This window comes from Pantoea sp. S18 (assembly GCF_045689705.1).
In the GTDB taxonomy this organism is placed as follows: domain Bacteria; phylum Pseudomonadota; class Gammaproteobacteria; order Enterobacterales; family Enterobacteriaceae; genus Pantoea; species Pantoea symbiotica.
This window is the reverse complement of the sequence record NZ_CP142688.1, coordinates 379,342-403,857: the sequence shown is the minus strand read 5'-3', so window position 1 is coordinate 403,857 and position 24,516 is coordinate 379,342. Positions and strand designations below refer to the sequence as shown.

Sequence of the window (24,516 nt, the reverse complement as noted above, 5' to 3'; positions counted from 1 at the left end):
TGCGCATTTATGCGCACCTGGAATCAGAACTGCCACCTAACGCCAACGTTATAGCGCCAGCCTTTGGCACCGTTGCCTTCGATCTCTTTGCGATAATCCGCCTCAGCATACAGCGACACATCCTTCTGCAAGGTCGCTGTACCGCCTGCGCCCAGCTCCCACATTTGACCAAACTTCCCGCTGCTGAAGGTGGCGCCAAACGCCGGATTATCCACCGAAGACACTGATGTATCCGCCGTGCCGCCCCAACCTTTGTAGTAGTTAGCACGCAGATAAGGCGTGTATTGGCGATTGCTGTCGTCGGCCCACGTACGATCGAGCCGCGCGCCCAAACGACCAATGGTTTGGTTATAGTCGCCGTAACGCACCTTGTTGCCATCTTTATCGGTGAAGTCGTCCATATTCAGCTTCATGTACATCAGCTGCGCTTGCGGCTCCAGTTTGTAGCCATCGCCCAACTCAAACGGATAGCCGCTCTCCAGCGATGCCGTCCAGCCATTACCTTTCAGCTTCGCCACCTCTTGCGTGCGCGCAATATCGGTTTCGCCGCGATGCCAGTCAAACGACAGCACACCATCCAGATAGAAACCGCTTTGACGCTGCCAGGTGCCGTAAAACGCCAGGCTGTCGCTGTCGAAGGTGGTGCTGCTGTAGCCGTCGGCCGCATGTGGACGAATACGCGTATTACCGCGCGTATAGGCTAAACCGCCGCGCAGGCTATCTTGCTCGCCGTCGAGACGCAGCAGATTGCCGCCCACCTGCACCGCGCTGTAATCGAGGTCAAAGTCATAGCCAAAGTCGCGGAAACTCTTATCACTCTTGTACTTCAGGTTCGAGCCGATGTAGCGCAGGAACATCTCGCCGCCGTTGCCTTCCGGACGCGTCTGCTCGTGGCGCAGTTCGCCGAGGCGTTTATGCAGATCGTCGATAATCGCGGTGGTGTAATAGGCGAGACCAACCGGCGCGGAAACATAGGAAGGTACCTGCGGTACCACCGCCGGACGCGAATCGTAGCTTTGCGGCGTACCAAAGGCATCGGTGACGAAGGTCGGCTGGCAGCTGTTGCTATCTTCACACACGTAGTAGTTCGCCAGACGGTAATCCCAATAGTTATTGCCGCTACCGCTGACTAAGCGCTGATTAGGATCGCTGCTGCCCGGCGCAAAAGTGTAGAGGCGATATTGCCACGGCCCGGCGCCGAGATAGCCATCTTTCAGCGCGAAGCTGTTAGCGCTGGCATTACCGCCGACCTGCGCCAGCGAGATCCCTTCGTTGCCCTCCACGCCACCATTTTGATTGAGATCGGTGAGTGCGCCGGTGCTGGCATCGGCAAGTTTCACGTTAACCAGCGTGGTACCGCTGGCATTGCCGGTGACGTTGAGATGGTCGGTGAACTGGTTGCTCAGCGCACCGCCCTCATTCAGATTGGTGACCAGATTGAGCTGGCCGCCGCTCGATGCCAGCGAGCCCGCGATATCCAGCGTATTGCCCGGCGACCCCGCGCCGTTGGTGAGATCCAGCGTACCGGCGTTGTTCACCACCAGCGAATCCGCCGTTCCACCCGACAGCGTTGGATGCACGTTATCGCCGGCGAACAGCGTTGATCCCGCATCAACATTGATGGTGCTGTGCGCCAGCTGCAGGTTATCGGTTAGCGTCCATTTAGTGTTAGCGAAGTTGATGGTGCTCCAGCCGCTGCCGAGGTTGACCCCTTTGCTGAGATCGTCAGCGCTGAAGCTGCCACCGCGTGAATCGATCTGGTTGAAGGTTAAGGTGTTACCGGTGCCGGTGCCGCTGGAGAGATGGTACGTGGTGCCGAGATCGACATTGCTCACTTCAGCGGTGTTGTTGTTGTCATTGCCCATCGTCAGGCTGCCGTTGAGCGTACCGCCCGTCCAGCGGAACAGATCCGATCCGCCGCCTGGGTTGATATCGCCCTGCACTGCGCCTTCCGTCAGCAGGATTTCGTCATCGGCGTTGCTGCCCGCCACCGCCACGGTTTGTGGATTGGCGGTGATGATGTTGCCGAGGTTCTCGAAAATGGTTTTGCCACCGCGCAAATCCACCACCGGCGCCGTCAGGCTGTTGGAAGTGAAGTTGCCGGTATTGACGATGGTGCCTGCGGTGCTGGAGACCAGCGCCGATCCGCCCGCCGCATTACCGATATTCACATTGGCGGCGGTGGTGACATTGCCCGTGGTATTGGCGCGAATACCGGTGCCGCCCGCGCCGGTAACATTAAATTGATAGCCCGAACCCAACGTCAGATCGCCGCTGGTGGTGGAGCCATCGGCGTTGGCGATATTCAAGCCGGTACCGCTGCCGTTCACGTTGGTGGTCACGGTTGAAGCCGGATCGAACGGTACGGCGGTGCGGATACCGTTGCCGTCGCCGACATTGATGGTGAGATTGCTCAGGCCGACGTTGCTCAACTCGGCGCGGTTTTCGATGCCGTTGCCGCTGCCGAGCACGTTCACCGTGGCGTCGCTGGCGCTGAGTGCGGTCGCGCCGCTATCCAGCAAGATGCCGTGCGCGTTGCCGCGCGTGGTGATCACCGTGTCGCTGCCGGTTAAAGCCAGTTGCGCGCCATCGCTAATGCGCACGCCCGCCGTGCCGTTATCGACATTAATGGTGCCGCCTTTCGCCAGCGTGCTGCCGCTGCCGGAGACATCCAGCCCGGTGCCGTTGGCCACGTTGACCACGCCGTTGTTGGTCAGCGTACTGCCAGCGCGCGAACGGATACCAATATTGTTGCTGCCGGTAAGATTCACATTGCCGTTGTTGACCAGCTCTGCGCCGTTGGTGACATCAAAGCCAATTGCGCCATTGCCCGCGCCGCTGACGTTGCCGTTGCTGGTGACGCTGGTGGCCGCCGCGCTGCCATCCAGCGCATTACTCAGATCAGTGCGCAGATTATTCACCAGCACGCCGACCGCGTTGCTGCCGCTGAGATTGATGCTGCTGCCGCTATCCAGCGTGGCATTCGCGCCGCCTTCTGCGCGGATTGCCGTGCTGCCCTGGCCGCTGGCGGTGAAGCTGGCATTGCTGCTATTCAGGCTGCTGCCGCTGCCGGAGATGATCGCGCCGGTGCTGTTACTGGCGCTGGAGGTGATGGTTGTTGGAGAGGTGAAACTTAGCGCTGCGCCATCATCAATGCGATAGCCGGTTGAGCCGCTGCTGTTGATGTCTAAAGCGTTGGTGGCGGAGCTGATGCGCGATCCGCTGCCCGCCGCGTGATAGGCGATCTGGTCGCTGTTGTTGAATACCGGCGCTGAACCGGCGGCGATATTCACCAGTGCGCCGTTCAGCGCTTCTGCACCGATCGCGCCAGTGCCGTTCAAATTCAACGTGCCACCATTCAGGTTCGCTACCGCGCGATTCCCACTGGCGCTGACGCCGCGACTGCGATTAGTGGTGCTGCCGCCGTTAACGTTGATGGTGCCGGTGTTGTTGGCGGTGGTGGCAAAGGTGCTGCTGCCGCTGTTCACCGCGATGCCGGTGCCGCCATCGTTGATATTGATATTGCCGCTGTTGGTGCCGGTTGCACCGCTTTCCACGCGAATGCCGGTGGAATTGGCGCCGGTGAAGGTGATATCGCCGGTGTTAGTCAGCTGCGCGCGATTGCGTGCCACGTAGCCGGTCAATCCACTCTGCGAAGCATTTAAAGACGCCGCAGAATTGAGGCTGGTGCTGGTCACCGGCGAGCCGCTGTTTCTGCCGAAGATATCGTGTTTTTGTCCGTCAACAATCGCACCGATCGCATTGCTGCCGGTGAGATTCATGGTGGTTGCCGCGTTAATCACGCCATTTGCGCCACCTTCCACCGTGATGCCATTGGCGCCGCTGCCGCTGACGTTGATCACCGCCGCACCACTGTTGACATCTGTGCCAGCGCCGCTGCCGAGCACGGCGGTAGATCCGGCGCCCGACGCAGTAAGCGATAAGGCATTGCCATTAAAGTCTGCGCCCTGCTCAACGCGGAACAGCGTCGAGTTCTGTGTCGTCACATCAAACGGATTATTGCCCAGCACGTTGATCAGCGCATTGGGGCCGTAGGCGAAGAAGGCGATCTGATTGGTGCCGTTAGAAAAGGTCGGTACGGCAGCCGGATCCACCGTAACCGTGGAGTTTCCGCGCGCATGCACGCCAATTGCGCCATTGCCGCTAAGGTTAATCGGGCCATCGACGGTGGCCTGCGCCGTACCCGTTCCTTGCCCTTCCACCCACACGCCATAGTTGCGCGTGCCGCTGGCCGGATCGGCTCCGCCCGCCACGTTAATGGTGCCGGTTGAGGTGGCGCTGGCGGTGTTGCCATTGGTGGCCAGCACTTTCAGGCCGGTGCCGTTCACGCCATTCAGATTGATGGTGCCGGCGTTATTGATGTTGCCCGCGCTGTTGTTCACCAGCATGCCGACGTTTTCGCGCGGTATGGTGGCAGCCGCGCCGTTCACATTGATGGTGCCGTTGTTGATCATGGTGCCGTTATTAGCACCCGTCGCCGACATCCCCGCTGCGTTTTGCGTTTTCGTCCCGATGGTAATGCTGCCATCGTTTACCGCGTTGCCGTTGGCGACCAGCGCGATACCGCTGGTGAGCCCGCTCTGGTTCATCGCGGTATCCGCCGTCGCCTCACCCAGGCTGTTTTGCGGGCCGCGACCAATGTAGATATTGCCGCTGGCGTTATTGGTAAAGCTGGATGTGGCATCAGTCAGTAACACGCCGGATGCGGTGCCGCGCGCACTCGAACCGTTAACGCCGATGTTGATATTGCCGCTGTTATTGGCGGTGGATGACACACCAAGATTGATGCCGGCCACGCCATACTGTGAATTGCTGCCGGTGGTGGCGAAGTTGAGGATGCCGTTGTTGTTGAAGGTACTGCCGGTTTGCACGGCTACGCCGTTGGCACCGTACCCGGTCGAGCCAATGCCGGTGCCATCCTGACGATTAAGGAATCCGCCGTTAATCACGCCATTGTTTATCCCGCTGCTGTTGTCGGTTAACACCAGCGCCGTGCCGTTATTGGTGATGCTGCCCCGGCTCGCCAGCTTGCCATCAATCACCGCTTGTGCGCCGTTGGAGGCTTTAATCGCTCCGCCGGTTGCGCCCACCACTTCCAGCGTTTTACCCGCCGCCAGATTGACTTTCGCGCCCGCGCCACTGGCATTAATCACAATGCGATTGCCAATGGATTGCGTGACTTCATCTGGCGGTGTGGCGCTAACGTTGTAGACGATGCTGGCATTGGTGAAGGTGACGGCTTTGTTGAATTCGGTGAGATAGCGGGTTTTATCGAGGTTGCCTGCCTGCAGCTGGCTGATCAGCCAGTTATTGTAGCTTTGCAGTTGGCTGGCGTTAGTGACGGTAAAACTGGTGCTTTTGCCATCTAGCGTCTGCACGCTGAAACCACCGTTATAAGTGGCAAGATTTTGCACCTGATAGCTGCTGGTGGCCGATCCTGCGCCGTCTGGCGTGGCGGTTGCTCCGAAGAAGCTGATGCGGTTGTTGCTGTTCCAGTTCACCGTGCCGGTGCCGCTCACATCAAACAGCTGCGTCTTCTTGGCTGCCATGGTCCAGCTGTTGGTGCTGGCGCTGCTGAGCGCATTGGCCTGGCCGATATTCACATCCAGCGTGCCGCCGGTGACATCGGCAATGCGCGCATCGATATATTGGCCATTATTGACGTTTTGCACATCCGGCACGCTGGTGGCGCTGGTGACGGGCGCTAATGCGACAAGACTCGCAGAGTTGTAAACCTGGAACGTGCTGTTGGTGCCGGTGGCGGCATCGGGCGTAGTGATAGCAAAGTTTTGCGGGCCGGGATCAAGGCGATCCTGATTGAGATACTGCGATCCCGAGGTGATTGCTACTTGCCCGAGCGTGGTGGTGACTGCGCCATCTGTTCCTGCCGTGAACGCCTGATTGCCGCTGAGGGTTTCATTGCCGCTGCTGACGGTAATTTTACCTATTTGGTTGTCATTATTTTCTGGTGTGTAAGTCCCCAACGTAACAGCCTGACTTTGCATAGCTGGATAGATCAGCAATTGCGCCGTCAACATCCCTAATGCGATAGGATTTAATTTAAACCTCATACTTCCTCCAGTGGGCGTGCAGCGTCCGCGCTGTTTTTGCAACAGCGTTAAATTCATCGCGAGGGGATAAAACGGCAGGTTAATACCAATCCCGTGTAGCAATCTAATTTGAGAACAACTGTGTGAAGAAATACGGTGCAGCGAAAAAAGGGATGGATTTTTTGTTATAGATTAATTGGCTTTAGGTATAGACGTTTTCATTGCTGAGTGCAAAAGGCAATAATGAGTAACCTATTGTGATTTCGGGGAATTAATTGCGATGCAGGTTGGATATTATAAATATATTAAGTCCATTTTAAATTTTAGGGCTAGCTTTCTATCTCCTTAATAAATCCTTTATTTTTAACTGACACTTTACTTACAAACGGCACTTAATGGATTAACGGGATAGTGCCAGGATAAGCGATACGAGAGAGTTTAAAAGTGTGATCGGAATCACATTTAACCAGGTCGCCATGAATGGCGACCCTACGGGGAGCTGGTTTTGTAGGGTCGCCATTTATGGCGACCTGGTCGATATCCGCACTTCACTCAACTCAAATCCACATCGCGGGTACCGCCCCACCAGGTAAAGGCGAATCCGCCAATCCACGCCACGATCAGTCCGGCGAGATACACGGCCATTCCGGCAAAGATGCCCTGCGATGATGTCATTAGCGGCAGCGTGACTAAACCGGAAGGGCCAAACACGGTGTTCATTCCCACTGGCAATCCCAGCCACGCCACCAGCCCGATAAAGAAGCCGCCTAGCGCGCCGCCAAAACAGGCGGTAATAAACGGCTTCAGGCGCGGCAGCGTGACGCCATAAATCAGCGGTTCACCGACACCGAGCAAACCTGGCACAATCGCGCCTTTGATCTGTTTACGCAGCTGCGAGTGTTTATCCGCTTTACACCATAACGCCAGCGAGGCACCAACCTGCCCCGCGCCAGCCATCGCCAGAATGGGAAAGAGCGAGTTAAAGCCCTGGGTTTCCATCAGCGCGAAATAGACCGGAATAAAGCCCTGATGAATGCCAAACATCACCGCAATCAAAAACAGTCCGGCCAAAATAGCGCAACCAAACGGATTGTTATTGAGATGAATAAACAACCATGACATGCCTTTAAACAGTTCACCGCCGATTGGCATAATGACCAGGAAAGTCACCGCGCCGGTAATTAATAACGTCAGCAACGATGTCAGGATCATATCGAGATTATCGGGAATGATTTTTCGCAGCTGTTTCTCAATCCAGGCACCAAATATCGCCGCCAGCAGCACGCCTATAATATTGCCGCGTGGATCGATCACCATGCCGAAGAAATCCTGCATCCCGCTGTAATAGCCAACTTTGGCGTCAGGCACATAACCGAGCACAAACAGCGAGGCGATAATGGCGCCGTTGACGCCGGTCCCGCCAAAGGCTTTCTGCGCGTTGTAGCCGATCAAAATACTCAGGAAGGTAAACAGCCCTTTGCCGAACACCTTCATGTACGCCACGGTATCCAGCAGCCAGCGTGCATGATCGCCCGGCTGATTGAGGTGGAAGATCTGTTCAATTAGCGTGGCGAAACCCAGCAATAAACCGGCACCGATAAAACCGGGGATCAGCGGCGTAAAGATGGTGGCAAAGCAGGAGAGAAAACGGTGCAGCGCGCTGGTCTGTTTCGCCTTCATCTGCTGCTTTTGCGCGCTGGCGATGGCCTGCAGATCGCCTGGCGGTTGTTGATTGAGCAGCGACTGCATTTTCTCCGCTGCGGTTTGTGCTTTGCCGGGCCCGAGCACGATCTGCAGCTGAGCATCGCTGTCGATCACACCCAGCACGCCCGGCAGCGTTTTGAGTGTGGCGCTATCCACCTGCGTGGCATCGTTGAGCGTCAGGCGCAGACGCGTCATGCAGTTGCCGCACTGCACCACATTACTGGCGCCGCCCACTGCCTGCAGAATATCGCGCACCAGACCTTCGGTAATGGCCGCCATCATTGCGCTCCTGCGTCACGTAAAGCGTTGCGAATAAAGCCCTGATTCTGACTCAGCAGCGATTTCGCTTCAGCGGCAGTTAATCCCGCCAGCACCATGACAATCGCGGTTTTACAATGCCCATTACACGCCGCCAGCGCCTGCTGCGCGGTGGCATCGTCACAGTCGGTGGCTTGTTTGACGATGTTGACCTGGCGCTGCACCAGCTTCTGATTAGTGGCTTCCACATCGACCATCAGATTGCCGTACACCTTGCCGCTGCGAATCATCGCGCCGGTGGTGAGCATATTGAGCACCAGCTTCTGCGCCGTTCCGGCCTTCATGCGCGAAGAACCGGTGACCACTTCCGGGCCCACCACCGGCGTCAACGCCACATCCGCAGCCTGCGACATCGGGCTGTTGGGATTGCAGGTTAACGCCGCAGTAAATGCGCCCTGCTGACGCGCATACGCCAGCGCGCCCAGCACATACGGCGTGCGGCCGCTGGCGGCAATCCCGACCAGCACATCGTTAGCGTTGAACTGGATATCTCGCAGATCCTGCGCGCCTTGCTCAACATTGTCTTCGGCGTTTTCCACCGCCTGCAGAATCGCGGTGTGGCCACCGGCAATCAGCCCAACCACCTGGTTGCGCGGTGTGCCGAAAGTCGGCGGACATTCGCTGGCATCCAGAATCCCCAAGCGACCCGACGTACCCGCACCGCAGTAGATCAGGCGACCGCCTTTGCTAAAGGCATGGGTGATGGCATCCACCACCTGCCCAATCTGCGGCACGATGGCTTCCACCGCCAGCGCCACTTTTTTGTCTTCATCATTAATCACCCGCAGCATGGCTTCGGTAGACAGCTCATCAATGTTCTGACTGGCGGGATTACGACCTTCGGTGATCATCTGGCTGAGATCGATCTGCATGGGACACTCCGGTGAGAGAATAATTTATTCGTAAAACTATATATCACACAGAATTGTTAATTCCTCTGCTGCGCGTGATTTTTTTGCTTTTTGCCGCAGCAGGCATAAAAAAACCCGCCGAAGCGGGTGTTTTAAGGGTTCAGGCGTTTGCTAACTCTTTGCGCGCCAGCGCGGCCAAAAATCCACTTCTGGAACCATATTCACGATGGTGATCGACATAGCTATCGATTTTAGTTAATAGATTCTGTGGCAAGGTGATGTTGAGTTTTACCGCTTTGCCTTCATAGCGGCTGAGATCGATATCGACAAAGGCCCAATAACCACCCTGACAATTTTCATCCTCAATATGCGTTTCAATGCTCGTTGCCACCGGCACCTCGTAACCCGCATCAGTCGACGACTCTACATGCGCATCGATCGCAGCAGAAGCATCAGTTAATGCATCATCCACTGTCTCGCCAGCAAAAAAACATCCAACAACATCCGGTACAAAGCCAGAATAGGTGTTGCTCTCTGTCTTATGAAGATAAACGGGGAATCTCATGCTGAACCCTCACTTGAAAATGATTTTTAAAAACGTCTTTTAGAAAGTATTGGTGGTTATAGTGGGTATGAATATAAGCAAAGATATGAGCCAAAGGGTTATAGGACTTGTCTGCAGCAGGCATAAAAAAACCCGCCGAAGCGGGTTTCAGTGCGTAGCGGTCGCCATTAATGGCGACCCTACAACGTAGGGTGCGCATTTATGCGCACATGGAACATTAACTGGCGCTTTGAGTGCGCAGCTGCTGCTCGTAGGCGGCGGCTTGTTTGGTGTCGAACTGGTCTTCCCAGCGCGCAATCACCAGCACTGCCAGCGCGTTACCGATCACGTTCAGCGCGGTGCGCGCCATGTCCATGATGCGATCCACACCGGCGATAAACGCCAGACCTTCCAGCGGAATGCCCACGCTGCCCAGCGTTGCCAGCAGCACCACGAAGGAAACGCCCGGCACGCCGGCGATGCCTTTCGACGTCACCATCAGCGTCAGCACCAGAATGATCTCGTCGGTCAGCGACAGGTCAATGCCATACAGTTGGGCGATAAAGATCGCCGCGATGCTCTGGTACAGCGTTGAACCGTCGAGGTTGAACGAGTAACCGGTTGGCACCACGAAGCTGGTGATGGCTTTCGGCGCACCGTAAGCTTCCATCTTCTGCATGATGCGCGGCAGCACGGTTTCTGAGCTGGAAGTGGAATAGGCAAGAATCAGCTCGTCTTTCAGAATGCGCATTAGCGTAGTAATGCGCAGCTTACAGAAGCGCGCCACCGTGCCGAGCACCACGAAAGCAAAGAACAGAATCGCCACGTACACCAGCAGCACCAGCTTGGCGAGCGGATAGAGCGAAGCAAAACCGAAGTTCGCAATGGTGACCGCAATCAACGCAAACACGCCGACTGGCGCATAACGCATGATCATGTGCGTCACTTTAAACATGGTTTCGGAAATAGAGCGGAATACCGTGACCAGCGGATCGCGATGTTCCGATGGCAGCGCCGACAAGCCCATACCAAACAGCACCGAGAAGAAGATAATCGGCAGCATGTCGCCCTTCACCAGCGAGGCGAAGATGTTCTGCGGGATCAGCGACAGAATGGTGGTAACCAGACCGTGCGGTGCGCCCTGAACGGCTTCGGTTGTGGCTTCGTATTTAGAGATGTCCACCGTTGCCAGCGTTGACATATCAATGCCGCTGCCGGGTTGGAATACGTTGGCCAGCGTGATGCCGACCACAATGGCAATGGTGGTGATCACTTCAAAATAGATGATGGTTTTGACACCAATACGTCCGAGCTTTTTCGCATCACCCACGCCAGCAATGCCGACAATCAGTGAGGAGATAACAATCGGTACCACAATCATCTTGATCAGATGAATAAAGATGTCACCCGCTGGCGTCAGAATGTTAGTGATTAACCATTCACGATCGTCGGGCTGATTATGCAGCACGGTTCCCACAATCACGCCCAAAATCAGCGCGACGAGGATTTGCCATGCAAGGGTGAACTTAAAACCTTTCATAACGCGTTATTTCCTCAGTTAAAAACCCCTTTGCTCTGCTGCGAAGGTGCAGGAGAAATGTCACACAGGGAAGTGAGCAAAAGCCCGATAAAATAGAGGGTTATTTATGACTACGTCGTTTACAGCTGTGCGGGCATTTTGCGCCTGCGGAGTGATGCAGTCTGAGTTGATACCTGCTGAACAGGGCCGAGATAAGTACCATTTTCACTACGGTAAATGCAACCCCCGGCGTGATAGCGCAAATCTTATTCAGGTTAGTAGCATAAAATGCTGACAAAGGTTAACAGCCATAACTCGCTGTTATGAAAAGTGTTAATTCGATAAGTTTCAGCATAGCTATGCAATATTGCACAAAAAGCGGCCCGGCTCGTTTGCTGATTATTTGCACAGAAGAACCAGAAATCTCTTAGGCTTAAAGCAGAAAATCGGACTGAACGCGCGGTATTTTCACTCCGCGTTCGTGGGGCATTTGGCGGTGATAAAAGGTCGTGATCCAGACTACAAAACAGAAACAAAGCCCTACTGCGCTCTTCAATTAACCATTGATTGACATATGATTAACATCTTCAAGGAGGTCAGCCATGAGCCAAATACACAAGCATCCCGTACCCGCTGCCATTGCAGCGAATGCTCTCATTAATGCCGATCAGTATGCGGCACTGTATCAACAATCGGTTGACGATCCCGACACCTTTTGGGGTGAGCAAGGCAAAATCCTCGACTGGATTAAGCCTTACAGCAAAGTGAAAAATACCTCCTTTGCCCCCGGCAATATTTCAATCCGCTGGTATGAAGACGGTACGCTGAACCTTGCCGCCAACTGCCTCGATCGCCATTTGGCCACGCGTGGCGATCATCCCGCCATCATCTGGGAAGGCGACGACGCCAGCGAAAGCAAAACCATTACTTTCCGCGAACTGCATGCGGACGTCTGCCGCTTTGCCAATGTGCTCGGCAGCCTGGGCGTGAAGAAAGGCGACGTGGTGGCAATCTATATGCCGATGGTGCCCGAAGCCGCCGTGGCGATGCTGGCCTGTGCGCGCATTGGCGCGGTGCACTCGGTAATCTTCGGTGGCTTCTCACCGGAAGCGGTCGCCGGACGCGTGGTCGATTCCAACGCCAAACTGATCATCACCGCCGATGAAGGCGTGCGCGCCGGACGCAGCATTCCGCTGAAGAAAAACGTCGATGATGCCCTGAACAATCCGAACGTCACTACGGTAAAAAATGTGGTGGTGTTTAAGCGCACCGGTAAAGACACCGGCTGGCGCGAAGGCCGCGATCTGTGGTGGCACGATTTAGTGGCGAAGGCCAGCGATCAGCACCAACCGGTCGCCGTTGATGCCGAACATCCGCTGTTTATCCTTTATACCTCCGGTTCTACCGGCAAGCCGAAAGGCGTGCTGCACACCACCGGCGGTTATCTGGTGTATGCCGCCAGCACCTTTAAGTATGTGTTTGATTATCATCCTGATGATGTTTACTGGTGCACGGCTGATGTCGGCTGGATCACCGGTCACAGCTATCTGATTTACGGTCCGCTGGCGTGCGGCGCAACCACGCTGATGTTTGAAGGCGTGCCGAACTGGCCGAAGCCAAGTCGCATGGCGGAAGTGGTGGATAAACATAAGGTCACGCTGCTGTATACCGCGCCAACCGCGATTCGCGCGCTGATGGCCGAAGGTGATAAAGCGATTGAAGGCACCGATCGCAGCAGCCTGCGCATCATGGGTTCGGTGGGTGAACCGATCAACCCGGAAGCCTGGGAGTGGTATTACAAGAAGATTGGCGACAGCCGTTGCCCGATCGTCGATACCTGGTGGCAAACCGAAACCGGCGGCTTCATGATCACGCCGCTGCCGGGCGCAACTGAACTGAAAGCCGGTTCCGCCACCAAACCGTTCTTCGGCGTGCAGCCTGCGCTGGTAGATAACGAAGGCAATCCGCTTGAGGGCGCCACCGAAGGCAACCTGGTGATCGTTGATTCCTGGCCAGGCCAGGCGCGTACGCTGTATGGCGATCACGATCGTTTCGAGCAAACCTACTTCTCTACCTTCAAAAATCGCTACTTCAGCGGTGACGGCGCGCGCCGTGATGAAGATGGTTATTACTGGATCACCGGCCGCGTCGATGACGTGCTGAACGTTTCCGGTCACCGTCTTGGCACCGCCGAGATTGAATCGGCGCTGGTGTCGCATCCGAAGATTGCCGAAGCTGCGGTGGTGGGCATTCCGCACAGCATCAAAGGCCAGGCGATCTACGCTTATATCACGCTCAACCACGGCGAAGAGCCGTCGCCAGAGCTGTATACCGAAGTGCGTAACTGGGTGCGTAAAGAGATTGGCCCGATTGCCACGCCGGATGTGCTGCACTGGACCGACTCGCTGCCAAAAACCCGCTCCGGCAAGATTATGCGTCGCATTCTGCGCAAAATCGCTGCGGGCGATACCAGCAATCTCGGCGATACCTCTACGCTGGCCGATCCGGGCGTGGTAGAGAAATTGCTGGAGGAGAAACAGTCCATCACCATGCCGTAACCGGCTTCTGTTGTAGGGGCGACCATTTGGCCGCCCTTATATGCCACGTATTTCTGAGTTCGCACAACTTATAAAACTAGAATATTCAGCCAGTTAAATCATTTAATCGTGAGTATGCTGGCCGCCTTGCCTCTGGAGAAAATGTGATGAACGAAACCCCTGAACAGGAAGCAGTCTGGCAACAAGTCGAGAATAATCCGCGCTTTCATGAGCTGGTGCATAAGCGCCAGGCGTTTGCGCTGCTGCTCAGCGTGATCATGCTGGTGCTCTACATCGGCTTTATTCTGTTGATCGCCTTTGCGCCCGCCTGGCTCGGTACGCCGCTGCACGCCGGCACTAACGTCACGCGCGGCATTCCGATTGGCGTCGGTTTAATCGTGATGTCATTCGTGCTGACCGGCGTTTACGTGTGGCGCGCCAACGGCGAGTTTGATCGTCTGACCAAACAGATCCTGAGCGAGGTGAAATCATGAAGCGCCTGCTTACGGTGTTTTTAGCCATCGTGCCGGCCAGCGTGTTTGCCGCCGATGCCATTACCGGCGCGGTACAACGGCAAGCCACCAACTATGAAGCCATCATCATGTTCGTGGTATTTGTCGCCGCGACGCTCGGCATCACTTATTGGGCTTCGAAACGTACCCGCTCACGCAGCGATTACTACACCGCAGGCGGCAATATCACCGGTTTCCAGAATGGCCTCGCCATCGCAGGTGACTTTATGTCCGCCGCCTCTTTCCTCGGTATTTCTGCTCTGGTTTATACCTCGGGTTACGACGGGCTGATCTACTCGCTCGGCTTCCTCGTCGGCTGGCCGATGATCCTCTTTTTGATTGCTGAACGTCTGCGAAACCTCGGGCGCTATACCTTTGCCGATGTCGCTTCTTATCGCCTCGCGCAGAAACCGATCCGAACGCTGTCGGCCTGCGGCTCGCTGGTGGTGGTGGCGCTCTATCTGATCGCGCAGATGGTTGGTGCAGGTAAGCTGATCCAGCTGCTGTTTGGCCTCGATTACCATATCGCGGTGGTGATGGTCGGCATTTTGATGGTGCTGTACGTGCTGTTCGGCGGCATGCTGGCGACCACCTGGGTGCAGATCATTAAAGCGGTGCTGCTGCTGTTTGGCGCCAGCTTTATGGCGATTATGGTGATGAAAGCCGTTGGCTTTAGCTTCAATACGCTGTTCACCGAAGCGATGGCGGTGCACCCGAAAGGCGCGGCGATCATGCAGCCTGGCGGGCTGGTGAAAGATCCGATCTCGGCGCTCTCATTAGGTCTTGGTTTGATGTTCGGTACCGCCGGTTTGCCGCATATTCTGATGCGCTTCTTCACCGTGGCCGATGCGCGTGAAGCGCGTAAAAGCGTGTTCTGGGCCACCGGCTTTATGGGCTACTTCTACTTCCTGACCTTTATTATCGGCTTCGGCGCGATTTTGCTGGTGGGAGCGAATCCAGCCTTCAAAGATGCCAGCGGCGCGCTGCTCGGCGGCACCAACATGGCGGCGGTGCATCTGGCGAATGCGGTCGGCGGCAGCCTGTTCCTCGGCTTTATCTCGGCAGTGGCCTTCGCCACCATTCTGGCGGTGGTGGCAGGTTTGACACTGGCGGGCGCATCAGCGGTTTCACATGATCTCTATGCCAGCGTGATCCGCGAAGGCAAGGCGACGGAGCGCGATGAACTGCGCATCTCGAAGATCACCGTGCTGGTGTTGGGCGTGGTAGCGATTGCGCTGGGGATTCTGTTTGAGAAACAGAACATTGCCTTCATGGTCGGCCTGGCGTTCTCGATTGCTGCCAGCTGTAACTTCCCGATTATTTTGCTGTCGATGTACTGGTCGAAACTGACCACGCGCGGCGCGATGGTGGGCGGTTGGCTGGGACTGATCACTGCGGTGCTGCTGATGATCCTTGGCCCGACGATTTGGGTGCAAGTGTTGGGGCATGAGAAGCCGATTTATCCGTATGAGTATCCGGCGCTGTTCTCGATGCTGGCGGCGTTTATCGGCATCTGGCTGTTCTCGATTACCGACCATTCAGCACGCGGTGCGCAGGAACGTGCGCGCTTCCGTGGGCAGTTTATTCGCTCGCAGACGGGGATTGGGATTTCGCAGGGTAAATCGCATTAGTGAGGATGTTAAAAGGGTCGCCATGAATGGCGACCCTACGGATAGGGTGCGCATTGATGCGCACCTGGTTACCTCATTAGAAACGCAGTGACGCGCCAACGTAAGGGCCATCGACCAGTACGTTATCTTTGCGGCTGCCTTTGTTGTTCAGCTCAATGTACTGATAACCCACACGCAGGTTCAGCAGTGAAATCGGCGTAAAGCTTAGGCCGCCTGAGGCTTCCTGGTAGCTATCCAGACGATCGGAGAAGGCTTCTGGCGCATAGTAATATTCGCCGTACAGGCCCCACATGCTGTTGAAGCTGTATTGCGCTGCACCACCCACTGCCACGGTGAAGCCATCACGACCATCTTCCGGATGGGTGAACAGCGCTTTCGCGGTAGGAGCAATGCGGAAATCGCCCACGTCGATGTTATAGCCGAGGCCCGCACCGTAAGTGCTGCCATCGTGATCGCTGCGCAGCCAGTTGCCTTTCAGGAACAGGCCAGGTGAAGTGGTGCCGAGGCCAAGGTTCAGGTTGGTGCTATGCTCACCCACGTCAACACTGCCCTCAATTGCCTGCGCGCCGCTGCTCAGCAGTGCCAGACCCAATACGCTTCCAGTAACAAGTTGCTTTAACATGTGATTCCACTCCATGAAGGACAATTAATTCGGCGGCAAGGGTACCAGCCTGGCGACGAGAGACAACATTATTTGGAAAGCTTTACGTAAAAATGGATTACGGCGGGGGAAAAAGTGGCCCCGCAAGGCCACTCGTCAGACTAGAAACGCCAGGCTGCGCCCATAAACAACCCATCAATCGCATGTTGGGTTGTATGGCCGTGCAAACCACTGCCGAGATAGCGGTAACCTGAGCTCAACGTGAGCCAGTGTGCCGGTTGATAGTAAACACCCGCTTCAAATTGATGCAGATGATCCAGCTTATAATTGCCGATATTCGGCGACATGCTGAAATCGAAGTAAAGCCAGGTATGGCGCGCTTGTGGCAATGGAGCCATCGCGCGGATACCCGCGTTAACGCCGTAGCTGGAGGTCTTGTCGTGGTTCAACTCAGCCCAGAACAAGCCCACGCGTGGAACTACGCGCAGCTCTCCGACCGCCACGCCATAGCCCAGATTAGCGTCCAGCAACTCTGACTGATGTTTTGCTTTGACATATTCCACACCGTATTGCAGGCCTGGCGCGGTTTTTTGGCTATTGATTGCGGCAGCAAAGAAATCACTACCACCCTTTACGCCGATTTCCTGAGCGTTTACCCCAGCGGAGGCCAACAGGAGCCCCATTGCAAAATACTGACTTTTCATTTCTCGCTTCCTTATAGTTTAAGCGTGCAAACAATAAGCAAAGCGATGTGGTTGCAGTATGAGCAATGACTCAAAACAAAGGCATCATGACGCCCATAATAAATGGCTCAGCAGCGGCGCAAGAATCACCGTCACGACACCTGACAGCATCATCACCAGGCTGGACACCACGCCTTCCTGCTGGCCGAGTTGGTAAGCGCGCGCGGTACCTGCGCCGTGTGATGCCGCACCAAATCCCGCGCCTTTGGCGACGCCTTGTTTGATGGCGATACGCAGAAACAGCACATCGCCCACCGCCATGCCGAACACGCCGGTGATCACCACAAACAGCGCCACCAGATCCGGCTGGCCACCAATTGGCTGCGCGGCTGCCAGCGCAAACGGCGTGGTGATCGAGCGTACCGCCAGGCTGCGCTGGATGGTTTCCGGCAGCGTCAGCAAGCGCGCCAGCCACACCGAACTGCATACCGCCACCAGCGTGGCCGTCAGCACGCCCACGCTGAGCGACAACCAGTGACGCTTGATGATTTCGAGGTTTTCATATACCGGCACGGCAAACGCCAGCGTTGCCGGACCGAGCAACCAAATCAGCCAGTGACTTTCGGCGATGTAATTTTTCCAGCTGACATGAGTGAGCAGCAGCAGCGCCACCAGCACCAGCGGCGTCAAGACCAGCGGCATCAACAGCAGCGTGCGCCAGCGACGATAGAGAATCTTTTTGAGGTAATAGATTAACAGCGTGAATGCCAGACACAGCAGGCTAATCAGCAGGTCATTCATGATGGGCCTGCTTGCGGGCGGCGCGCGCCAGTTCGAAGCGATATAAACGATCGACTACCAGTGAAGTCGACGCCAGTACCAGCAAGGTACTGACGCCAATCACCACGCAGATGCGCCAGCCTTCGCTGCGCAGCAAATCGCTGTAGTTCACCACCGCCACAACCGCCGGAATAAAGAACAGCAGCATTTCCGCCAGCAGCCAGTTAGCACCGGCTTTCACCCAGCGCAGCGGCACGATGCGCGTCATGATCAACACCAGCAGCAGCACCATGCCAACCACATTAGCGGGTAGCGGCAGATGCAGCCAGCTCACCAGTCTGTCGCTGAAAATAAACAAACCGACATACAGCACCAGCTGCAGCGGAACAAACGTACGTTGCAGGAGATCCGTTCTGCGCGGACTTAATGCCATCATTGCCTTGCACCCTGAGGAAGAATTGAGGTGCCCAGTATAAATCCGCCGCAAACTGTGAAAGAAATGAATTAAAATCATTCAAACTATGCCAAAAAGGAATGTTTATGGACGTGCGCGCCCTGCGCTATTTCACAGAAGTGGTGCGTCAGCAAAGCTTCACCCGCGCCGCAGAGAAGCTGTTCGTGACGCAGCCGACCATCAGCAAAATGTTGCGTCAGCTGGAAGAGGAGCTCGGCTGCACCTTGCTGCTGCGTGAAGGCCGCAAACTGCATCTTACTGATAGCGGCCAGGCGGTTTACCAGCGCGGATTGGTGATTTTGCAGGAGTTTCATCAGCTTGAGGCGCAGTTGGGTGATATCAACCAGCTGAAAACCGGCGAGCTGCGGCTGGGGATTCCGCCGATGGTCGGCATGCAGATGGCCGGATCGATCTCCGCCTTTCGCCGCCGTTATCCGGGCGTACAGCTGAAAATATCCGAGTTTGGCGGCTTAACCGCGCAGCAAGCGGTGCTGAGTGGCGCGCTGGATATCGCCCTCACCGCGCTGCCGATTGAGTCAGAACTGCCGCTCAACACGCTGGAGTTGATGCACCATCCGCTGTGCGTGCTGCTGCCCCGCACTGAACAATGGCGCAATCACCGTAAAGTGGCTTTGGCGGAGTTAGCCGAACATCCGCTGCTGATCCTCAATGAAGAGTTCGCGCTGAATCGCCAGATCCGCAAAGCGTTTCAACGCCAGAACCTGACGCCGACTATTGCGCTGCGCAGCGCGCAGTGGGATTTTCTCGCCGCGATGGTACAGGCGGGCATGGGATTGGCGATTCTGCCGGAGCCCATTTGTCAGCGGCTGGATAAACAATCGCTGCTGTGGCTGCCGCTGGAATCGGAGCTGCAGTGGAGCTTAGGGTTGATTTGGCGGGAAGGCAGTTATCTGTCGCGTAGCGCCGAGGCGTGGATTGAGTGTTGTCGTGAGCACTGGCCGGATAGTGCGCCGCGGCTGTCAGTGTGAAAACGGCCGCAGCGCATTAATGTAGATCGGTCGCCATGAATGGCGACCCTACGTTTGTGTGGCTGGCTGCTATTCCTCTTTCTCGATTAACAGCGCTTCCAGCAGATCGAGATCGTGCAGCAGTTTCTGCATCGTCTCGTTGGAGATCTCCTGCGTGGCGCGCAGATGATAAACCTCGGCACGCTCAGCACGCAGCGCATTGAGGCGGAAACGACGTTCGAGGTTTTCGGCAAATTGCGCCTGTTCGATATCGTTTTTGCCCTCCGCGCGGCGACGCAGATTACCAATCACCCGCAAGCTGACCTCTTTCAGCAATTCAGGATCGATGTTCTCTTCGGTGTCGGTTTCGAGGCGCTGCTCCATTTTATGCAGACTCTCAATCGCCACGCCCGCCATCGCAGCACGCGCAAACTGAATCTCACGCCGATGGCCGACCTTATCGATACTTTCTACATCACGCAGCAGAATCGGCAAGATCACCACACCAACCAGCAGCGACACCAAAATCACGCCGGTAGCGATGAACACCAATTCGTAGCGTGCCGGGAACGGATCGCCGTTGCTGAGGAACAGCGGAATCGACAGCACACCGGCTAGCGTGATGGCGCCGCGTACGCCGGCAAAAGAGGCAATCAGCAGTTCACGCAGCGAGTAGTTGGTAAACTCCAGCGGCTTCTTCTTCAGCAGACGCATACTGGTGCGCTTCATGATCCACAACCAACCGAAACGCACTACCATCAGCGCGGCGTACACCAACAGAACGTCGGTAAACAGCATCCACAGTTCCACGTTAGGATCGGCATTGGCCTGTGCAATCGAGGTGGAAAGGATGTCAGGCAGTTGCAGGCCGAGCATCAGGAACACCATGCCGTTGAACACGAACTCCAGCATCTGCCATACGCTGTTTGCACGCAGACGCATCGCCAGCGGTGCCTGACGGATAATGCCAGAACGCGTGATGGTCATACCGGCGGCGACGGCGGCGAGGATGCCCGACACGCCAAGGTGTTCCGCAATCAGGTACGAGGCGAACGGTAACAGCAGCAGCAGCACGGTTTGTGTTGCCGGGTCATCACCGCTCCAGCGGCTCAGCAAACGCAGTGAGCGGCCATACAGCCAGCATATCGCCACACCAGCAACCAAACCGCCAACCGCCACTTTGAGAAACTCGACGCTGGCGCCGCCCCACGTAAACACCATGGTGCCCATCGCCACCGCGACGGCAAACTTCAGCGATACCAGACCTGATGCGTCGTTCATCAGGGCTTCACCCTGCACAATCGACATGATTTTTTTCGGGATGCGCCCTTCACCGACAATGCCGGACAGCGCCACGGCATCGGTTGGCGACAGCACCGCCGCCAGCGCAAAAGCGGGAATCAGCGGAATCCCCGGCACCAGCCAGTAAATCAGGTAGCCAATCCCGACCACGGTGATCAGCACCAGAACCAGCGCCAGCCCCATGATTTCGCGACCGTGATGCAGGAACTCGTTAATCGGCGTTTTCCAGCCATCCGCGAACAGCAGCGGCGGAATGAACAGCACGAGGAACAGCTCCGGATCAAAATCGACATGCAGGCCGAAGACGGGAAACGCGAGCAGTGCACCGGCGGCAATTTGTACCAGCGGCAGGGGAATTTGAAACGGCAGAATACGTGCCGCCACGCTGGAGAGTGAAACCACCAGCGTCATGATGAGAATAGTAAAGAAGATTTCCATGCTTTCCTTAGGCGAATCAATTTCATTAAAGCGATGTTGTTGCGTGGGAAAGTGTAAAACAAAACGCCGCACAGCGGGGCAACCCGATGTGCGGCGTGGGGCAGAAAGAGAATAATCTCGAAATTTATTCGCTTTAAAGTCAGATGGCCCAGCCACCGGCATAGAACGCCACCAGCGCGACAGCAATCACCACGGTGCCAACGTTCAACTTGCGCCACTCGCCAGCAAACAAACGACCAATCACCAGTGAAGCGAAGCCGAGCATGATGCCGGTGACGATGTTGCAGGTCAGCACGATGAACACTGCGGTCAGCAAGCCAGACATCGCATCAACGAAATCGTTGAAGTCGATTTTTGCCACGTTGCTCAGCATCAGCAGGCCAACGTACATCAATGCTGGTGCCGTCGCGTAAGCGGGAACCAGATAGGCCAGCGGCGACATAAACAGAATCACCAGGAACAGCAAACCCACCACAATCGCCGTCAGACCGGTTTTACCGCCCGCCGCCGTTCCTGCCGCAGATTCGATGTAAACCGCAGCCGGCGAAGCGCCGACCAGACCAGCGAACAGGCTGCTGACGGAATCGGTGGTCAGCGCACGACCGCCGTTGATGATCTGCCCCTCTTTATCCAGCAGATTCGCCTGCCCCGCTACCGCGCGAATGGTGCCGGTGGCATCAAAGACTGCAGTCATCACCAGCGCCAGCACGCTCGGCAGCACCACAGGTTGCAGCGCACCCATGATATCAAGGCTAAACATCGCCGATTGCCCGTTGGCATCCTTCAGGCTCGGCATGGCGAACAGACCTTGATAGGTCACCGCCGGATCGAAAATCAGGCCAAGAATCGAGATGGTGATGATGGTCAGCAGAATGCCGCCAGGCACGCGGCGTTTTTCCAGACCGAAAATCGCTGCCAGGCCGACCAGCGACATGATCACCGGAAATGACGCGAACTGACCCAGCGCCACCGGCAAGCCCGCAGCCGGGTTTTTCACCACCAAACCAATGCCGTCAGCGGCGATCAGCAGCAGGAACAAGCCGATACCGACACCGGTTCCGTGCGCCACGCCCATCGGCAAATTACGCAGAATCCATGCGCGGATGCCGGTGACCGAAATCAGCGTGAACAGTAAGCCCATCAGGAACACTGCGCCAAGCGCCACCGGTACGCTGATGTGCTGGCCAAGTACCAGGCTGAAAGCGGTGAAGGCGGTCAGCGAGATGGCGCAACCAATCGCCATTGGCAGGTTGGCCCACAAGCCCATGATAATCGAGCCAAAACTGGCGACTAAACAGGTAGCGACGAACACCGCTGTTGGCGAGAAGCCCGCTTTGCCCAGCATGCCGGGCACCACGATGACGGAATACACCATCGCCAGAAACGTTGTCAGACCCGCCAATACTTCCTGACGCACGCTGCTGCCGCGTGCAGAGATATTGAACCAGGCGTCCAGTTTTCCACTGGCCGGGCGCGATTCGCCAGACATAATTCTTCCTCAATATTTTTGTGATGTGAGTCGCCGCGCGGCGCACGTTTGCTGTTCCCTGATGGCGGATTTTCATGATGAAAATCCAGGCAAACGTTTACGTCGCCGCGTATTCCAGGCCGTAAAAGGGGACGCGGAAAAAAGGCAAACGATTATCTGGCGTTTGCCATGGGGTTTTCAACTACTAATCGCGGGCATGACAGGATAAATTCAGGCATCCGCCCCGTAGGGTCGCCATTCATGGCGACCTTGCCGCAATCAACTCTGCAATTGAATCGCGCCACCCTGCTGAATCGCACGTTGCCAGGCAGCGCGCTGCTGCATGGTTTCCAGCCAGCGGGCGGTGGCGGGCGTATCGCGCAGCGAACCACGTAACTGCAGTGCCAGCAGCGGGAAGCTCATCTGCACGTCGGCGATGCTAAAACGTGAACCGGCAAAAAATGGATGCTGCGTGAGATGTTCTTCAATCACGCTGCCGTGCAATGCCAGCTGCTTGTTCAGCCAGGCTTTCTGAATCCCTTTACTCAATGCGATGCCAGCCGGACGCAGCAGCCACGGCACCGGCTTTTTGCCAAACTGCGCAAACACCAGCTTCATTACCAGCAGCGGCATCAGCGATCCTTCCGCGTAATGCAGCCAGTAACGCGCCTGAATCTGTTCATCTTCATGACTCAACGCCAACTGATGCTCGCTGTCGTATTTGAGTTGCAGGTATTCGAGAATCGCGCCTGACTCGGCAATCACGCGATTGCCGTCGGTAATCACCGGTGATTTCCCTAGCGGATGCACTTTCTTTAAGGAATCGGGGGCCAGCAGAGTGTTTTCACGTTGATAGCGTTTGATTTGGTAAGGCACCGCGAGCTCTTCCAGTAGCCATAACACGCGATGCGAGCGGGAGTTTTCCAGATGGTGAACGGTGATCATACGGTTTCCTTGCCGGTAAAAGTGTTCCGCCAAGTATAGTCGATTAACGTTTTTGCTCGTCTTGTTCCGGATCGAGTAGCACCGCGCCCGAACCTTGCTCGCCCAGGCGGTCACCCGGATTGCGCAGCGGGCAATCGCGCATCGATAAACAGCCGCAGCCAATGCAGCCATCCAGATCGTTACGCAAGCGCGTCAGGGTTTCGATGCGTTTATCCAGCTCCTCGCGCCAGTGTTGCGTCAGCGCGTCCCACTCCTGCGTCGACATGCGCTTATTGGCCGGCACATGCGTCAGGCTGTCGCTCACCGTCGCCAGCGGAATGCCAATGCGTTGTGCGATTTTGATGATAGCTACGCGACGCAGCACGTCACGGCTGTAGCGGCGTTGATTGCCGCCGTTGCGCGAGCTGAAAATCAATCCTTTGGTCTCATAAAAGTGCAGCGCCGACACCGCCACGCCGCTGCGCTTCGCCACTTCGCCCGGCGTTAAAACCGGCTTCGGGTAATTGCGTTCTTTTTTCATTTAGGGCCTTTACCTCAAGTTAACTTGAGGAATTATACTCGCACCCCAGCAAAACTTCGAATTTCTCACCAGGCAAAAAACATCAGAAGGATGAGGCTATGATGCAACAGGAAATCATTCATTCGCTGTCCAACTGGATCGATCAGAATCTGGATAAAGCGCTGTCTATTGATGAAGTCGCGGCAAAATCAGGTTACTCAAAATGGCACCTGCAGCGTATGTTCCGTGCCGTCACGAAACAAACGCTGGGTGGCTATATTCGCGAACGTCGTCTGACGCTGGCCGCTGAAGCGCTGCGTCAAACTCAGCGTCCGGTGTTCGATATCGCGATGCAATACGGTTATGACTCGCAGCAGACCTTTTCGCGCGTGTTCCGCCGTCAGTTCTCGCAAACGCCAACCGCTTATCGTCACACTATGCGTCGTCAGGCGATGATTCAGCGTCCGCGCTTGCTCAGTTTTGACTGTGCAGACAACAACATGACCAGTTTTGCCCAGCGTACAACCGGCGAGTGCTGCCCGGTTAGCTAACCTTTTCTGCGCGCCCCTTGCGGGCGCACCTCGCTTTTCCTGCCTGCTTTTACCTCCAGTTCGATAAAAATCTTTCTACCATACCAGGTATAAATTTTGTTCAAAATTTAAAATCGAGTGATATAATGTGAGCCAAGTCA

Annotated in this window: 18 protein-coding genes; 5 read left to right on the top strand and 13 right to left on the bottom strand. The window is 56.1% G+C overall.

All coding sequences use genetic code 11. The features are described 5' to 3' along the window. Positions 1–23: 23 nt before the first annotated feature. From VIJ98_RS01780 to gltP, 5 genes are all read right to left on the bottom strand, one after another. Positions 24–6,092, bottom strand: a complete 6,069-nt coding sequence (locus tag VIJ98_RS01780) for an autotransporter outer membrane beta-barrel domain-containing protein (protein ID WP_323271970.1) — start codon at positions 6,090–6,092, stop codon at positions 24–26. A gap of 531 nt (positions 6,093–6,623) precedes the next feature. Further along, positions 6,624–8,054, bottom strand: a complete 1,431-nt coding sequence (gene murP, locus VIJ98_RS01775; protein ID WP_323275720.1) for a PTS N-acetylmuramic acid transporter subunit IIBC — start codon at positions 8,052–8,054, stop codon at positions 6,624–6,626. Continuing rightward, the gene (gene murQ, locus VIJ98_RS01770; protein ID WP_323271968.1) at positions 8,054–8,965 is read right to left on the bottom strand and encodes an N-acetylmuramic acid 6-phosphate etherase; all 912 of its coding nucleotides are present in this window, start codon (positions 8,963–8,965) and stop codon (positions 8,054–8,056) included. Before murQ ends, murP begins: the two co-directional genes overlap by 1 nt. Positions 8,966–9,104: 139 nt before the next feature. Further along, on the bottom strand, positions 9,105–9,509 hold the full coding sequence (locus tag VIJ98_RS01765) for a type II toxin-antitoxin system HicB family antitoxin (RefSeq protein WP_154154690.1): 405 nt from the start codon (positions 9,507–9,509) through the stop codon (positions 9,105–9,107). A 217-nt stretch (positions 9,510–9,726) separates the two neighbouring features. Further along, complete coding sequence (gene gltP / locus VIJ98_RS01760) at positions 9,727–11,028, bottom strand: glutamate/aspartate:proton symporter GltP (RefSeq protein ID WP_061718358.1); 1,302 nt, start codon at positions 11,026–11,028, stop codon at positions 9,727–9,729. Positions 11,029–11,609: 581 nt separating this feature from the next. Between gltP and acs the strand changes: the two genes are divergently transcribed. The 3 genes from acs (at position 11,610) to actP (ending at position 15,687) form a co-directional block, all read left to right on the top strand. Then, positions 11,610–13,565, top strand: coding sequence for an acetate--CoA ligase (acs, locus tag VIJ98_RS01755; protein WP_154154692.1), 1,956 nt, complete (start codon positions 11,610–11,612; stop codon positions 13,563–13,565). Positions 13,566–13,711: 146 nt separating this feature from the next. After that, positions 13,712–14,038: a DUF485 domain-containing protein gene (locus VIJ98_RS01750; RefSeq protein WP_008109989.1), complete on the top strand. Its 327-nt coding sequence runs from the start codon at positions 13,712–13,714 to the stop codon at positions 14,036–14,038. Continuing rightward, positions 14,035–15,687, top strand: a complete 1,653-nt coding sequence (gene actP / locus VIJ98_RS01745) for a cation/acetate symporter ActP (protein WP_323271966.1) — start codon at positions 14,035–14,037, stop codon at positions 15,685–15,687. Before VIJ98_RS01750 ends, actP begins: the two co-directional genes overlap by 4 nt. Positions 15,688–15,763: 76 nt before the next feature. Here actP and VIJ98_RS01740 read toward each other — a convergent pair whose 3' ends face one another. The 4 genes from VIJ98_RS01740 to VIJ98_RS01725 form a co-directional block, all read right to left on the bottom strand. Beyond that, a complete protein-coding gene (locus tag VIJ98_RS01740) occupies positions 15,764–16,309 on the bottom strand; it encodes a YfaZ family outer membrane protein (protein ID WP_008109987.1) in 546 nt (181 codons plus the stop codon). Between the two features lie 140 nt (positions 16,310–16,449). Continuing rightward, a complete protein-coding gene (locus VIJ98_RS01735) occupies positions 16,450–16,992 on the bottom strand; it encodes a YfaZ family outer membrane protein (RefSeq protein ID WP_008109986.1) in 543 nt (180 codons plus the stop codon). An 84-nt stretch (positions 16,993–17,076) separates the two neighbouring features. Next, complete coding sequence (locus VIJ98_RS01730) at positions 17,077–17,772, bottom strand: LrgB family protein (RefSeq protein ID WP_323271964.1); 696 nt, start codon at positions 17,770–17,772, stop codon at positions 17,077–17,079. Next, entirely contained in the window at positions 17,765–18,187 is a 423-nt protein-coding gene (locus VIJ98_RS01725; RefSeq protein ID WP_008109984.1) for a CidA/LrgA family protein, read from the bottom strand. The genes VIJ98_RS01730 and VIJ98_RS01725 overlap by 8 nt, the downstream gene beginning before the upstream one ends. Before the next feature lie 104 nt (positions 18,188–18,291). Here VIJ98_RS01725 and VIJ98_RS01720 point away from each other — a divergent pair, with 104 nt between their 5' ends. Next, a complete protein-coding gene (locus VIJ98_RS01720; protein WP_008109983.1) occupies positions 18,292–19,194 on the top strand; it encodes a LysR family transcriptional regulator in 903 nt (300 codons plus the stop codon). 69 nt (positions 19,195–19,263) lie between these two features. On the opposite strand, the gene VIJ98_RS01715 is transcribed toward VIJ98_RS01720, so the two are convergent. The 4 genes from VIJ98_RS01715 to soxR all read right to left on the bottom strand — a co-directional run bounded on the left by VIJ98_RS01715 (position 19,264) and on the right by soxR (position 23,846). Then, on the bottom strand, positions 19,264–20,913 hold the full coding sequence (locus VIJ98_RS01715) for a Na+/H+ antiporter (protein ID WP_008109982.1): 1,650 nt from the start codon (positions 20,911–20,913) through the stop codon (positions 19,264–19,266). A gap of 139 nt (positions 20,914–21,052) precedes the next feature. Continuing rightward, the gene (locus VIJ98_RS01710; protein WP_061718363.1) at positions 21,053–22,402 is read right to left on the bottom strand and encodes an NCS2 family permease; all 1,350 of its coding nucleotides are present in this window, start codon (positions 22,400–22,402) and stop codon (positions 21,053–21,055) included. 258 nt (positions 22,403–22,660) lie between these two features. After that, positions 22,661–23,326, bottom strand: a complete 666-nt coding sequence (locus VIJ98_RS01705; protein WP_154154704.1) for a glutathione S-transferase family protein — start codon at positions 23,324–23,326, stop codon at positions 22,661–22,663. A 43-nt stretch (positions 23,327–23,369) separates the two neighbouring features. Beyond that, complete coding sequence (soxR, locus tag VIJ98_RS01700) at positions 23,370–23,846, bottom strand: redox-sensitive transcriptional activator SoxR (RefSeq protein WP_008109977.1); 477 nt, start codon at positions 23,844–23,846, stop codon at positions 23,370–23,372. A gap of 98 nt (positions 23,847–23,944) precedes the next feature. Here soxR and soxS point away from each other — a divergent pair, with 98 nt between their 5' ends. After that, complete coding sequence (gene soxS / locus VIJ98_RS01695) at positions 23,945–24,376, top strand: superoxide response transcriptional regulator SoxS (protein WP_036649992.1); 432 nt, start codon at positions 23,945–23,947, stop codon at positions 24,374–24,376. The last annotated feature ends 140 nt before the right edge of the window (positions 24,377–24,516 follow it).